Source organism: Salinicola sp. 4072 (assembly GCF_036663415.1).
GTDB classification, from domain to species: Bacteria; Pseudomonadota; Gammaproteobacteria; order Pseudomonadales; family Halomonadaceae; genus Salinicola; species Salinicola salarius_A.
The window spans coordinates 1-14739 of the sequence record NZ_JAXOVV010000014.1 but is presented as its reverse complement, the minus strand read 5'-3'; the positions used below and the strand labels follow the sequence as shown (position 1 = coordinate 14739).

Here is a 14739-nt window from a genome sequence, read left to right as displayed (position 1 = left end):
GAAATACATTGCCTGAAACAAGGAGCTCGAGATGAGCAAAAGCGCTGATAAAACGCCCAAGAATACCAAGACGACCAAGCGCAACGCGGCGCCGCTGAACGCGGATGCGATGACGTTTCTGGAGCGCTATCTCAACAACGCCTCGCCGACCGGCTACGAGTGGGAAGGCCAGAAGCTGTGGATGGAGTACCTGCGTCCGTACGTGGATGAGTTCATCACCGACACCTATGGCACCGCCGTCGGCGTGATCAATCCGGACGCCGAGTACAAGGTGGTGATCGAAGGTCACGCCGACGAGATCTCCTGGTACGTCAACTACATCACCGACAATGGCCTGATCTACGTCATCCGCAACGGCGGCAGTGACCATCAGATCGCGCCTTCCAAGCGCGTCAACATTCATACCGACAACGGCATCGTGCCGGGCGTGTTCGGCTGGCCGGCGATCCACACCCGCCGTCAGGGGCCGAAGGAGAAGCCGCCGGAGCTCGACAATATCTTCATCGACGTCGGTTGCAGTACCAGGGATGAGGTCGAGGCGCTCGGCGTTCACGTCGGCTGCGTGATCACCTACCCGGATGAATTCTTCGTGCTCAATGGCGACAAGCTGGTCTGCCGCGCCATCGACAACCGCATCGGCGGCTTCATGATCGCGGAAGTGGCGCGGTTGCTGAAGGCGCGCAAGCAGAAGCTCGATTTCGGCCTCTACATCGTCAACGCGGTGCAGGAAGAAGTGGGCCTGCGCGGCGCGGAGATGATCGCCGAGCGCCTGAACCCCAACGTCGCCATCGTTACCGATGTCAGCCACGACACCTCGACGCCGATGATCGAGCCCAAGCGCGAAGGCGCCAACAAGATCGGCGACGGCCCGGTGATCTGCTACGCCCCGGCGATCCAGAACAAGCTGCGCGAGCGGCTGATCAAGGTCGCCCAGGAGCAGAAGATCCCGTTCCAGCGCCTGCCGCGTTCGCGGGCCACCGGCACCGATACCGATGCCTTCGCCTACAGCAATTCCGGCGTCGCCTCGGCGCTGATCTCGCTGCCGCTGCGCTACATGCATACCACCGTCGAGATGGTCCACAAGCAGGACGTCGAGAACGTAATCGAGCTGATCTACCACACCCTGCTCGACATCAAGCCCGGCGAGACCTTCAGCTACTTCGAGTGAACGACTTCGAGTGAACGACTTCGAGTGAACGACTTCGATTGAACGGCCTTCGCGTGAATGGCCCTCGATTGAACAGCGTTTATCCCGCTGCCCGCGCCCCGACGAGCGATCGTCGGGGCGTTTTCGTATGGGCTCAGATACTGATCAACCCTTCCCACCACTGGCGAATCGGCTTCCACCAGTCGGGCGCCTCTTCGCGGCCCTGGCGGTCGCTCTCGAGGTAGACGGTGGCGGTGAGGCCGGCGGAGAGCTTGGTGCCTTCGGGGATCTCGTCCAGCGCGATGCGAACGGGAATCCGCTGGGAAAGGCGTACCCAGTCGAACGAGGCGTTGACCGAGGCAAGGCCGTTTTCCTGGCTGCTCAGGCTGCTGTCGCTGATACCGCGGGCGAAGCTGTCGACATGCCCCCAGATGGGCTCGTCGCTGGAGAGCAGCTGGACCCGAACGGGCGCGCCGACATCGATGCTGTCGAGCTTGGTCTCCTCGAAGTAGCCCAGCACGTAGAAGCTTTCGGCATCCACCAGGGTCATGGCATCGGTGCCTACGGTCACGTACTGCCCGGGTCGCAGCAGCAGGTTGGTGACGTAGCCGTCGACCGGTGCGCGAACGGTGGCGCGTTCCAGATCCAGCTCGGCCTGGTTGACCTCGACTTTCGCCTGTTCGACGGCGGCCTGGGCCGTGGCCAGCGCGAAGCGGGCGTTGTCCTTGTCCTCCTGGGAGACGTAATTCTTCAGACGCTGGCGACGGCTGTTGGCGGCCTGTGCTTCGTCGCGCTGCTGCGTCAACTGGTTGAGATTGGCCCTGGCTTCGTTCAGCGCCAGCTGGTAACGCTGCTGGTCGATGGTGAACAGCACATCGCCTTTTTTCACCAGTTGGTTGTCGTGCACCTCGAGGCTGTCGACGATGCCGGCGACATCGGTGCCGAGATTGACCACATCGGCACGAACGCGACCGTCGCGGGTCCACGGATCGTGCATGTAGTGATCCCAGATCTGAGCAACGCCAATGACCGCCGCGATCACCACAGCGATGGTCAACACTAGCCGCAGCGTCTTGCGGAGTCCGGTAGGCCAATTCATGAAGGTCTTTTCCTCATCCAGCGATCGGCAGCGAGCCCGTCAGGGCGAGTACCGACCACAACAGCAAAGCGTAAATCGCGATATCCAGCAGTACCGGTTGCGAGAACCAGTGATAGAGCCCCAGGCGCACGAACACGCGCCGCAGGATCAGATAGAGCCCGAGGGCCAGCAATACCGGCACCGTCAGCGGCGGTATCAGGAAGCCCAGGAACGACCATTCAGCCAGCATGTCGAGTGTCTCCGGTGGTTGCCCTGGACGCATCGTGTTCTTCGTCCGCGCGGGCCTCGAGTACCACGCCCGGCGCTTCTCGCATCAGATGCCCCAGCATGGCGATCTCGCCGATGCTGGCGATCGGCAGGCGGGTTTCATGATAGAGCCGTTCGACCCAGGCAATGGCCTCGTCAGCCAGCTCGTGCCAGACGGCCGGATCGTGATGGCGGCGCGACACCACGCGAGTGCCGATGTCGCCGAGCCAGGCTTCGATCTCCGCGCGGTGGGGGCCGAGTGCCTCGCGCAGACGCCGGATTCGCCACACGCACAGTGCCAAGGCATGCAGGTCGATCGCCTCGCTGACCGAGCGATCGCTGCCACCCAGCGCGACCAGCCGGCCCAGACGGTCGTAGAGACGGCTCTCCAGGCGGGCGCGATTGGGCAGCGATTTCTCCCGCAGCAGCCGGCTCAGGCCGCGCCAGTAGGCGGCCATCAGCGTCTCGATGCGTTCGCCGGGGGAGCGCTGGCGAAACAGCGAGTAGGTAATCATGGCGGCAATGGTCCCGATGATCGAAGCCAGCCCGCCGTTGATGTAGCTCGAGGGCGAAAACGTATAGGTCGAATGCAGGTTGAGCAGCGTCATCATGGTGATGGCGCCGGCCATTCCCATCAGCGACCAGCGGGGGTGCGGCGTCATCAGTGTGCCGATGGCGACCGGGATGCCGATGGCGATCGCCAGTAGCGGGAACCCGTTGATCACCGGTAACACCAGAAACAGCAGAACCCCGCCCAGGATGACCGCGGCGATCGACCCCCACAGGAATTGATTGACGATGGCGGCCGGGTTGGGCGCCTTGGCGAACAGCATGATGAAGACGCCAAGCAGCATCATGGCGAGATAGCCCGAATGCCAGCCGCTATGAACCCAGACCTGACCCAGCAGCTCGAAGGCGATGAATACGCGAAAGGCGTTGAAGCGGGCGACGAAGTGTTCGTTGTGCGCGGCGCGGGAGCGGCGCTCGCGGGGCAACGTCTTGACCTTCGACGAGGTCGGATCGTTGAGCGCGTTGCGCAGCCGGCGGCCGTGTTGCAAAAGCCCCAGCACTTCGCCCAGGCGCTGTCGCACCAGCTCGGCACGGGTGCGGGTACGTGGCTCCACCGTCGCTTCGTCCCACTCGAAATCGGCCAGCAGCAGGCGTTCGGTTGGCTTGCCCTCCGGCTCGGCCTCGATCGCCGTCAGCAGCGGCTGCGCCTGCCGGCTCAGCTCGGCTAGCCAGCGCTCGCCATCCTCGCAATCGCGCAGGTAGTCCAGTGCCGTTTCCAGTTCGCGGACGGCGGTGATCAGCGCCAGGCCATCGCTGGCAAATCGATCCAGCGCTGGAATGAAATGGCTCAGGCGGCGGGTCTCCAGCCGTGTCAGCCCGCGCAGCGTCTCGAACTGCTGATAATGCTGGAACAGCGTCTTCAACTGCGCATCGCGATCGTCGCGAGCGCGAGGTTCGGCGAGCGTTGCCAGCGTTTCGGTGGCGGCCCGCGAGAGAAACTGGGAAAGCGCGCTCGGCAGGGCATGACTGCCATAACGCGGGGCAATGACCACATGCATCAGCAGCCCGCAGCCGATGCCCAGCGCCGTTTCGCTGAAGCGCCCTTGGGCCACGGACCAGATATCCTCGATGCCGGTACCGATCGCGGTCAGCGACACCAGCGTCGAGGTATAGCCGCTGAGCATCATCACGTAGCCGATGTATTCATCCGGCTCGAGTATTACCCAGTACATGCAGAAGGCCAGCCACGCGCCGGCAAACAGCAGATAGAGCATCGGCTGCTGGCCGAACAGCGCGATCAGCACCAGGGCGACGATAGCGCCGAACAGCGTGCCGAACAGGCGCGCCAGGCTGCGGCCGATGATGATGCCGATCGGCGGCGTACCGCCGGTGAACATGACCGGCTGCAGGGTCACGATCATCACCGCCAGGATGGCCCAGGCGGGCTGGTAGAGATCGAGGCGCATGGACAGGAACAGTGCCAGCCAGACGGCCAGCACCGTTCGCAACGCCAGTAACCAGTGATCGGCAGAAATTCGAATCATAAATGACCAAAACCCGTGAATGCGGGCATCCACGGGGCATTTCCATGGGCACAACCACGGAACATTCATTCCACGGGGCAGTGTATTGAAGCGCAATAAAGGTGTATCAAAGCGCCATAAAAGTTAGGCTGCGAATGATCACATTGTCTTCAACTTATGTCTATAGCTTTGTGCAGATAGCTTGATGCAGAAGCGTCGGATGTAGGCGGAAGAGTCGGATGTAGGCGGAAGCGTCAGACAGGTTGGGTGGTAGGGAGGGGAGAAAACGAAAAATGGCCACCAAGCGGTGGCCATGAGATGACCGGTTTGGGTCCGAATCCGGCGGCTTCAAAAACGGTAACCGATGCCGCCCATCACCACCCAGGGGTCGATGTGAACGGTGGTGTCATAGGATTGGCCACCGACCTCGGCGGTCGCGTCGGAGTCGATGTCGAGATACCAGGCGGCGGCGTTCATCGACCAGTGATCGTCGATCAGCAGGTCCACCCCCAACTGGCCGGCGGCACCCCAGGAGTCGTCGAGATCGAGACTGCCGACGTCCAGGTCTTCATCGGAGAAATGGGTGTAGTTCACGCCTGCGCCGATGTATGGCTGGACACGAGACTGAGTGCCACCGAGCGGATAGTACTGCAGCGTCAGGGTCGGCGGCAGATGCTTGGTCGAGGCCAGCTCGTTGCCGTTCAGGTTTATGTCGTGCTCGAACGGTTCGGCGGCCAGCAGTTCGACGCCCCACTTGTCGAGAAAACGGTAACCCAGCGTGAAGGCGAAGCCGGTGTCGTCTTTGACATCGACATCCATGTTCAGACCATCGAAGTGGCCGTTGTCGCTCTTGGGCGAAACCTTGGCGACCCCGAAATGGGTGAACACATCACCGGCACCATAGGCAAAGGCATTACCGGCGCTCAGCGCGGTGACCAGCGCCATTCCGGCGACGGAGAAGCGATGAAGAATCGTGTTCATGATGATGCTCCCTTGTCCTTATGACTGACATTGACTCGCCTCGGAATCGGTAGCCTCGAAGGCGACGATGTCAGCATACGCCTCAATAACCTTATTGTTAGTGTGGTTATTTGCCGCAAGGTCGTCACTTCGCCACGGGAAGCGTGGTCGAGTCGGACAGCGTGAGCATGTCGATGCCCGTTTGCGTGCCGGGCTGCCGCCCTCTCAGAGCGACAGGCGCCGATAAGAATCCACCGGCCACAGGGCGCTCAGACGCTGGGCAAGGGGGCGCTCGCAGGCCAGGTGAATACGCGGTAACCCGAGCCAGCATGCCAGACGTTCGAGCTGGCCGGCCAGTGCGTCGAGTTCGGCATCACGGAACGTCACGGCGGGCTCGGGGTGAATGGCGAGAACGCTCAGTTCCCCCTCGGCGCGCCGGGCACGCAGGTCGAGCCGGGCGATGAGCCGGTCGCCGTGGAGGAACGGCATGACGTAGTAGCCGTAGGTTCGTTTGGCCGGCGGGACGTAGAACTCCAGGCGGTAGTGAAAGCCGAACAGGCGCTCGGTGCGCTCGCGATACCAGATCAGGGAGTCGAACGGCGAGAGCAGCGCGGCGGTCTCGAGTCGGCGGGGAATGCGCGGCTCGCCGACGACATAGGCCGGCTGCTGCCAGCTTTCCACCGATACCGGCGTCACTGTGCCGTCCTCGATCAGCGTCTGTAGCGCGGCACGGGTATCCTGCGGCGCCAGCCGGTAGTAGTCCCGCAGGTCCTTCTCCGTCGCCACGCCAAGCGCCCGGGCGGATTGATGCAACAGCTGCCGATGCGCCTCGAGCAGATCGGGTTCGGTCTGGTTCAGTACTGTCGCGGGGAGCACCCGTTCCGGCAGGTCGTAGAGCCGTTCGAAACCCCGGCGGCCGGCGACGGTGACCTCGCCGGCGGCAAACAGCCATTCCAGCGCGTGCTTCTCATCGCTCCAGTCCCACCACGGGCCGGCAGGGCCTTCCCGCGTGTTCAGTGCGCCGGCACCCAGCGGGCCGTGGTCGCGTACCTGGGCCAGTACGCGTTCGATCACCTCGCCCCGTTCACGGCCGAACCGCGCCAGATGCTTGTAGATGCCGATGCCATCCTGCGCGCGGCGCATGCGCCAGCGCATCGCCGGGTAGAACGAGAGCGGCAGCAGCGAGGCCTCGTGGCCCCAGTATTCGAACAGCGACCGGTGCCGGTTACGGCTCCAGGCCAGCTCGTCGAGCAGCGGGGTCGGGTAAGGGCCGAGACGCGAAAAGGCCGGCAGATAGTGGGAACGTGCCAACGCGTTGACGGAATCGATCTGCAACACGCCGAGACGATCCACGAGACGCCGGAGATGGCCTCGGTTGGCGGACTCGGGGGAGCGGGAGGTGAAACCCTGCGCTTTCAGGGCGAGACGACGCGCCTGGGAGAGCGTGAGGCGGCGTTGCGGCGACGGAACGGCTGACGGCATACGAGACGACACTTCTCGGTGGAGGCTTGAGCGGATGCTGCCCGAAAAGTGTCGTTCAGTCTTGAAGAAGAGGAAAGAGAGAGGAAGTAATAGGGAGGGGGAAGAGGGAAGAGGGAAGAGAGAAGAGAGTAGGAAGCAGGTAATAGAGAGCAGGAAACAGAGAGTAGGCCAGCGCCGCCGTCGCGGGCTGGCCTGTCGGGTCGGGGTCAGTCGTCGGCTGCCAGCGCGTCGAGCAGGGTGTCGACGTTGTGCTGGAACATGCCGAGATAGGTGCTGCCTTCGCCCTCCGCCGTCAGCGCGTCGGCGTAGAGTGTGCCGCCGATGGCGATGTCGGTCTCTTCGTGCAGCTGGTTGATCAGCGCCGGGTTGGTCATGTTCTCCAGGAACAGCGCCTTGGCGTGGCTGGACTCGATCTGCTGGATCAGGCTGCCCATATCGCTGGCGCTGGGTTCCGCCAGCGTGTTGATGCCCACCGGCGAAAGCAGCTCGAGATCGTAGGCGTCGGCGAAGTAGCCGAAGGCATCGTGACTGGTGATGATCAGCCGGTCGGATGCCGGAATCTGCGACAGGCGTTCTTTCGCCTCCTTGTCGAGCGCTTCCATCTCGTCGATGTAGCGCTCGGCATTGGCGCGGTAGGCATCGGCATGAGCCGGATCGGCCTTCACCAGCGCATCGCGGATGTTGCGCGCGTACTGCTCGCCATTCTCCAGATCCTGCCAGGCGTGCGGATCGACATCGCCGTGATGGTGATGCTCCTCCTCGCCGTCGGTCGCATGATCTTGATGGTCATGATCGTCATGATCGTCATGATCGTCATGGTCGCCCTCGTCCTCGTGCCCCTCGAACGAACGCGTGTCGATACCGTTGCTGGCAACCACGACTTCGCCCTCGTAACCGCTGGCATCGACCAGGCGGTCGATCCAGCCTTCGAACTGCAGGCCGTTGACCACGACCAGGTCGGCATCCGCGAGCGACTGGGCATCGGCGGGCTTGGGCGAAAAGGCGTGGGCATCGCCATCGGGGCCGACCAGCGACGTGACGCTGACGTGATCGCCACCGATCGTCGACACCATGTCATCGAGAATGCTGAAGCTCGTGACCACCTGCAGCGGTTCCTGGGCATGAGCGATGTTGGCCGAGAGCGCCGAGGCGCCGAGAGCACCCAGCAGCACGGCGCGAAGGGAAATGTGAGCCATGATGTAACGATCCTTGTGGCGAGAGAAGAAAGGTTCAGCCGTGGGCATCGGGCGGCAGCATGGGCTGCACGCGCCGGCGCCAGCGGGCGAAGACACTGTGGTAACGCCCGAACAGCGCGGAAAACAGATAGATCACGCCGGCGAGCAGAATGATGCAGGGCCCCGAAGGCAGACCGGCATGATAGGAGAGCAGTAGCCCGCCGACGCTGGAGACCATGCCGATGGCGATCGCCAGCCCCATCAACCCTTCGAGCCGTTTCGACCAGAAGCGCGCCGCCGTCGCCGGCAGCATCATCAGGCCGACCGCCATCAACGTGCCGAGCGTCTGGAAGCCGGCAGTCAGATTCAGCACCATCAGGCCCAGAAACAGCCCGTGCACCGCGCCGCCACGAATCCCCTGGCCGCGCAGGAATAGCGGGTCCAGGCACTCGACCACCAGAATGCGGAAGATCGCCGCCAGCACGATCAGCGTCAGGCTCGACACGCCGACGATCAGCCACAGCGCGGTACTGTCCACCGCCAGGATCGAGCCGAACAGCACGTGGGTCAGGTCGACGCTGCTGCCGCGCATCGAGATCAACATCACCCCGGCCGCCAGCGAAATCAGATAGAAGCTGGCGATCGCCGAGTCTTCGCGGTGGCCGGTCAGGCGCGACACGCTGCCCGCCAGCCCCGCCACCAGCAGCCCGGCGAGCAGGCCGCCGAAGCTCATCGCCGGCAGCGAGAAGCCCGCCAGCAGAAAGCCGACCGCCACGCCCGGCAGCACGGCGTGCGCCATGGCATCGCCCACCAGGCTCATGCCGCGCAGCGTGAGGAAGACCCCCAGCGGCGGCGCCACCAGCGACAGCGCCAGCCCGGCTACCAGCGCGCGGCGCATGAAACCGAAATCCACCAGCGGAGAGAACAGCCAATCGATCATGCCAACGTCTCCGCCGGTGAAGAGGAATCGTTGATCGTCGCGGGCGTGGACCAGATCCCTTGCCCGCGCTCCAGCCGCAGGATGCGATCGGCCAGCCGTGTCATCTGATCGTGATCGTGCAGCACGACGATGATCGCCGCGCCCTCAGCCGCCATGGCGCGAAGCACATCGATCAGGACTTCAACGGTCGCCGCATCGACATTGGCGAACGGCTCGTCGAGCAGTAGCAGCTGGGCCTCCTGCATCAGCGTACGGCCGAGCAGCGCGCGCTGGCGCTGGCCGCCGGAGAGTTCACCCAGCGGCCGGTGCTCGAATGACTGCAGGCCCAGTCGCTGCATCACCGCCTGGCCGCGACGATACTCCGCCGGCCCGTAGCGCTTGAAGCTGCCGTGGGTCGGCCAGCAACCGCTCATCACCAGCTCTTCGACACTCATGGGGAAGGTCAGATCCAGCGCCAGCTGCTGCGGCAGCCACGCGCGCCGCGCATTGGGAACCTCGCAGCGAACGCGGCCGCTGACCGGGCGCAGCTCGCCCATGATCCCCTGGACCAGCGTGCTCTTGCCGGCCCCGTTGGCCCCCACCAGCGCGGTGATGGTGCCGGCCTCGAAATGGCCGTCGATATTCTCCAGCACCATGCGATTGCCCTGCGCCAGCGACAGGGATTCCAGCGTCAGCAACGTGTCGGTTTTTGTCATCGAACGAGCCATCAACCAAACACCCCGGTAGCCCAGCCCGCGACGAGCCACAGCAGCGCCAGGGGAATGAGCGCGAGCAGCACACGCCGCCCGGCGCCAAGCGACATCAAGGAAAAATGGCACGGCCCATCGGGGCGGTGACGGTGACGATGTGACATGAAGAGACCCCTTGAATGAGGCGGAAAGGTTATATCATAACAAAAGTAGTGCCAAGCGGAGATTGGCTGACACCATTTGTAAGAGATCCCTGACAGTTCTCGTGGTGGGCTTGTCGCGCCGTGAAATCTGCGTTACCAACAGTTACAAGACAGCTGGCAGGTGACGTTACGATGGAAGACCTTTCTTCAAGCGATCTCAAGACGATCCTGCACTCGAAGCGTGCGAATCTGTACTACCTGCAACATTGCCGCGTATTGGTGAATGGCGGCCGTGTCGAATACGTCACCGATGAAGGCAAGCGCTCGAAATACTGGAACATCCCCATCGCCAACACCACTTCGCTGCTGCTGGGGACCGGCACCTCGATTACCCAGGCGGCGATGCGCGAGTTGGCCAAGGCCGGCGTGCTGGTCGGCTTTTGCGGCGGTGGCGGTACGCCGCTGTTCGCAGCCAACGAAGTAGACGTGGATGTCGCCTGGCTGACCCCGCAGAGCGAATACCGGCCGACGGAGTATCTCCAATACTGGGTGCGATTCTGGTTCGACGACGACAAGCGGCTGGAAGCGGCCCGATGTTTCCAGCGTGCCCGGCTCACCCAAGTCGAACGCCTCTGGACGGCGCCGCGTTTCCAGCGCGATACCGGCTTTACCCCCAGCAAGGCAGAGCTGGACGCATTGCTCACGTGTAGCCGGCAGGCGATCGACTCGGCTCCCGATACGACCGCGCTGCTGACCGAAGAAGCTCGGCTCACCAAGCAACTATTCCGGTTGGCGAGCCACGCCGCGGACTATGGCGAATTCACCCGGGTCAAACGCGGCCAGGGTGCCGATCCGGCCAACCGCTTCCTCGATCACGGCAATTATCTGGCCTACGGGTTGGGCGCTACCGCGACCTGGGTGCTGGGGATTCCGCATGGCCTGGCAGTGCTGCACGGCAAGACACGCCGCGGCGGACTGGTCTTCGATGTCGCGGATCTGGTCAAGGACGCCGTGATCCTGCCGCAGGCGTTCATTTCCGCCAGCCGTGGCGATGAAGAACAGGAGTTTCGCCAGGCCTGTATCGATAGGCTCACGCAGGTGGAAGCCCTGGATGTGATGATCGATACCCTGAAGGCGACGGCCGAACGCCTCGGCCATGGGATCACACCATGAACGTGCTGCTGGTGTCGCAATGCAGCAAGAACGCGCTCAAGGAAACGCGCCGTATTCTCGACCAGTTCGCCGAACGGCGCGGTGAACGCACCTGGCAGACCTCGATCACCCAGGCCGGGCTCGATACGCTGCGAAAACTGCTACGCAGCAAGGCACGCAAGAACACCGCCGTGGCATGTCACTGGATTCGTGGTCACGACCACAGCGAACTGATGTGGGTGGTCGGCGATGCCTCGCAGTTCAACACTCGGGGCGCGACGCCGACCAACACCACCCGGCGCAATATTCTGCGTACGGAAGACGAAAACGACTGGCACTCGCTCAGGTTGATTCACCTGCTCGCTTCGATGGCGGCGCTCTTCCACGACCTTGGCAAGGCGACGGACGCCTTTCAGTTGCGCCTTGTCGGCAGGCTGGAGGGCCGCAATCGCTACCGCCACGAATGGGTGTCGCTGCGGCTGTTACAAGCTTTCGTGGGTCAGGACGATGACGCCAGCTGGCTTGCACGTCTCGAACGGCCGACGCCAGAGGACGATGCCTGCTGGCTGGATCGCCTGATTCGCGATGGAATGGATGAAAGGGCCAGCGACAGCGCTCCGTTCAATCAACTGCCACCGTTGGCGGCGGCCATTGGTTGGCTGATCGTCAGCCATCATCGGCTACCGGCGTTCCCGGCTTTCGACGAGGCCGGCACCCAGAAATGGGTGGGTGTGCGCGCCACGCTCAACGCCAGCATCCTGCCTTCATTGCCGAAGGACATTACTGCGGCTTGGAACGAGCGTGTCGAGCCTGCTAGTCGCAAGGAGGACTCGCCGTACTGGGAATTCTCCCGTGGTCTGCCCGTAACCCATGAAGATTGGCGAGCGCGAGCGGCTCGTCTGGCACGACAGCTGAGCGAGCTGCGTTGGGAGACGCGGCCACTTGAGTCACCGTATGTCATGCACATGGCACGGCTCTCGCTGATGCTTGCCGATCATCACTACTCGAGTCTCGTTGACGAAGGACGACTGAGCGGGAATTGGTGTATGGCCGATGACAACGTCTTGCTCTACGCCAACACGACGGTTAACCGAGGCAAGCGCGAATTCTGCCAACCACTGATCGAGCATCTGCTTGGCGTCGTGCGCGCAACGGGCGAGATCACTCACCACCTTCCCGACCTGGCTACGGCGCTACCGCGGATCGCGCGTCACAAAGGCTTCAAGGCGCGCAGCCGCAATGCAAGATTTCGCTGGCAGGACAAAGCCTACGACCTCGCCGTCGGACTGCGAGACAGAAGCCGTGAGCAGGGCTTCTTCGGCATCAACATGGCTTCGACCGGCTGCGGCAAGACCATCGCCAATGGCCGCATTCTCTACGGACTCGCGGACCCGGAATCGGGCGCACGTTTCTCGATCGCGCTCGGCCTGCGCACGCTGACGCTGCAAACAGGGCAGGCTTATCGCGAGCGCCTGGGGCTGGGGAGTGACGAACTCGCCATTCGCGTTGGTGGAAGTGCCAGCCGGGCGCTCTTCGAACATCAACAGTCGCGCAACGATGGCGGTTCCGAATCCCGTGCGGAACTCCTCGACGAGCAGACACACGTCTTCTTCGAGGGCGAGCTCGATAGCCACCCGGTGCTGCGCAAGGCCATCGCTGATCCTCACGCCCAAGCGCTGATCGGCGCGCCGGTGCTGGTTTGTACCATCGACCACTTGGTGCCGGCGACCGAGAGCCTGCGCGGCGGCGGTCAGATCGCGCCAATGCTCCGCCTGATGAGTGGCGATCTCGTGCTCGACGAACCGGACGACTTCGATATCGCCGATCTTCCGGCGCTGACACGTCTCGTCTACTGGACGGGGATGCTAGGCTCCCGCGTGCTGCTCTCCTCCGCGACCTTACCGCCGGCCATCGTGCGCGGCCTGTTCGATGCCTACAGGGAAGGCCGGGCCGAATACCAACGCCATCGCGGCTCGCCGGGTGCCCCGGTAGAGCCGGTGTGTGCATGGTTCGATGAACATGGCTGCTCGCATGCTGGCTGTACCGATGGGGCACAATTCGACGTGGCGCACGCCGACTTCGCCCGCAAGCGCGCCGCGCGTCTGGCCCAGTTGGCACCACGGCGGCGCGCTTGCGTGGTGCCGGTCTCCGCGCCGGATACGCGGCCCGAGAATGTCCATGCGGCGATGGCGGACGTCATGCTCGAACAGGCACTGGCTCTGCACGAGGCGCATCACACCCTTGATCCTCATACCACCAAACGGGTCAGCTTCGGGCTGATCCGCATGGCCAATATCGAGCCGCTGGTCGAGGTGGCGATGGCGCTCTATCGCAGCGACATACCCGACGGCTACCGCATCCACCTATGCGTCTATCACTCGCAGTTCCCGCTGCTGCTGCGTTCACGGATCGAGGAGCGGTTGGACCGCACGCTCGATCGCAGCAATGAGCTGGCAGTGTTCGAGTTGCCCGACATCCGCCGCCGGCTGGATCGCACCGACGAGCCGGATCAACTTTTCATCGTGTTGGGCTCGCCAGTGACTGAGGTTGGGCGCGACCACGACTATGACTGGGCCGTGGTCGAGCCCTCCTCGATGCGCTCGGTCATTCAGCTCGCCGGGCGCGTGAGGCGCCATCGACCGGCGGCGATCGATGCTCCCAACGTTGCGCTGCTGGACGCCAACGTCAAAGCGCTCGGACGCAAGCGGCCTGCATTCTGTCGGCCCGGCTTCGAGACCGAGCAGGACTGGCCTTTAGTGAAACACCGACTCACCGCACTGCTGAGAGAGTCGGAAATCGATGTCATCGACTCACGTCCTCGGCTGCTGGCACCCGAGCCTCTCGAGCCGCGCGAAAAGCTGGTGGATCTGGAGCATGCGCGCCTGGCGGCGTTGATGGTGGAAGGGGCGGCGCCTGCGCCAGCCCGCCGCCGCTCCCGGCTGAAAAAGCCAACCTCGCTGGGCGCCTATCTCTTCTATCGTCCTGCCTCCCTGTCGCTCAGTGCACTGGCGATTCAGCAGCAACCGTTTCGGGAAGACAACGAACCCGATAGCGAATTCGTGCTCTTCCCGGACGAAACGGAAGAGAGCTACCGCTTCTGGCGCGTGGATGCAGACGGAAGAGAAGAAAAGCTGACACCGGCCGAGGCCGAACTGGATCGCCTGCCGGACGAGTCGCTGTCCAATCCACGGATAACGCCCTGGAATGACCCGGACTACATGGTGGCGCTAGCCGACCAGGCGGAAGCGATGGGGATGGGGTTGGAGCAGTGCGCGATGCGTTTCGGGCGTATTCGGCTCAAGCCGAATCGGGCGCTGAACGGATGGCATTTTCATCCGGCGTTGGGATTTGTGAAGCGGAGGTGACTTAGTGCTTCGAGAAGCTATAGCCCCGCCTTATTCACGAGGGCGCTGATTGAGCGGTCTGAAGGTACTGGCTGTTGGCATTGCTTATCAGGATTCGCCTCTTCAGCGCGAGTGGCTGTTGAGTAATGCCAGAACGCAGCCCTTTTCCTACTTACTTATAGCTCTTTGGAATCAATGGCGGCCGTCCAAGCAGCCGTGATCGCCGCCCGCCGCTCCGGTCGCTCGCTTTCTGATGCTGTGGTGGTCTCGCAGAAGCGTCAGCTCAGTGCGGTCAGCTTCGGCAGCCCCTTCAGCAGCGTCGGCCACCA

The 14739-nt window shown here is 63.3% G+C and carries 12 protein-coding genes; 3 read left to right on the top strand and 9 right to left on the bottom strand.

Annotation, left to right across the window (positions count from 1 at the left end; translation table 11 throughout):
• The first annotated feature begins 31 nt into the window (after positions 1–31).
• Positions 32–1168 carry a M42 family metallopeptidase gene (locus tag R3F72_RS10815; protein ID WP_332779624.1) on the top strand — a complete coding sequence of 379 codons (1137 nt, stop codon included), beginning with the start codon at positions 32–34 and terminating at the stop codon, positions 1166–1168.
• A gap of 133 nt (positions 1169–1301) precedes the next feature.
• On the opposite strand, the gene R3F72_RS10810 is transcribed toward R3F72_RS10815, so the two are convergent.
• The 9 genes from R3F72_RS10810 to R3F72_RS10770 all read right to left on the bottom strand — a co-directional run bounded on the left by R3F72_RS10810 (position 1302) and on the right by R3F72_RS10770 (position 9935).
• Positions 1302–2246, bottom strand: a complete 945-nt coding sequence (locus R3F72_RS10810) for an efflux RND transporter periplasmic adaptor subunit (RefSeq protein WP_087718532.1) — start codon at positions 2244–2246, stop codon at positions 1302–1304.
• Between the two features lie 13 nt (positions 2247–2259).
• Entirely contained in the window at positions 2260–2475 is a 216-nt protein-coding gene (locus R3F72_RS10805) for a DUF1656 domain-containing protein (RefSeq protein WP_179208858.1), read from the bottom strand.
• The gene (locus R3F72_RS10800) at positions 2465–4546 is read right to left on the bottom strand and encodes an FUSC family protein (protein ID WP_332779623.1); all 2082 of its coding nucleotides are present in this window, start codon (positions 4544–4546) and stop codon (positions 2465–2467) included. The genes R3F72_RS10805 and R3F72_RS10800 overlap by 11 nt, the downstream gene beginning before the upstream one ends.
• Before the next feature lie 327 nt (positions 4547–4873).
• Complete coding sequence (locus tag R3F72_RS10795; RefSeq protein WP_087718529.1) at positions 4874–5506, bottom strand: OmpW/AlkL family protein; 633 nt, start codon at positions 5504–5506, stop codon at positions 4874–4876.
• Positions 5507–5710: 204 nt separating this feature from the next.
• Entirely contained in the window at positions 5711–6967 is a 1257-nt protein-coding gene (locus R3F72_RS10790) for a winged helix-turn-helix domain-containing protein (protein ID WP_087718528.1), read from the bottom strand.
• A gap of 206 nt (positions 6968–7173) precedes the next feature.
• Positions 7174–8163: a metal ABC transporter solute-binding protein, Zn/Mn family gene (locus R3F72_RS10785; protein ID WP_087718527.1), complete on the bottom strand. Its 990-nt coding sequence runs from the start codon at positions 8161–8163 to the stop codon at positions 7174–7176.
• Positions 8164–8197: 34 nt separating this feature from the next.
• Positions 8198–9082: a metal ABC transporter permease gene (locus R3F72_RS10780; RefSeq protein ID WP_332779622.1), complete on the bottom strand. Its 885-nt coding sequence runs from the start codon at positions 9080–9082 to the stop codon at positions 8198–8200.
• The gene (locus R3F72_RS10775) at positions 9079–9777 is read right to left on the bottom strand and encodes a metal ABC transporter ATP-binding protein (RefSeq protein ID WP_303856866.1); all 699 of its coding nucleotides are present in this window, start codon (positions 9775–9777) and stop codon (positions 9079–9081) included. The genes R3F72_RS10780 and R3F72_RS10775 overlap by 4 nt, the downstream gene beginning before the upstream one ends.
• A gap of 11 nt (positions 9778–9788) precedes the next feature.
• The gene (locus tag R3F72_RS10770; RefSeq protein ID WP_332779621.1) at positions 9789–9935 is read right to left on the bottom strand and encodes a hypothetical protein; all 147 of its coding nucleotides are present in this window, start codon (positions 9933–9935) and stop codon (positions 9789–9791) included.
• Between the two features lie 171 nt (positions 9936–10106).
• Here R3F72_RS10770 and cas1f point away from each other — a divergent pair, with 171 nt between their 5' ends.
• Entirely contained in the window at positions 10107–11087 is a 981-nt protein-coding gene (gene cas1f, locus R3F72_RS10765; RefSeq protein WP_332779620.1) for a type I-F CRISPR-associated endonuclease Cas1f, read from the top strand.
• Complete coding sequence (gene cas3f / locus R3F72_RS10760) at positions 11084–14431, top strand: type I-F CRISPR-associated helicase Cas3f (protein ID WP_332779619.1); 3348 nt, start codon at positions 11084–11086, stop codon at positions 14429–14431. Before cas1f ends, cas3f begins: the two co-directional genes overlap by 4 nt.
• Positions 14432–14739 lie beyond the last annotated feature (308 nt).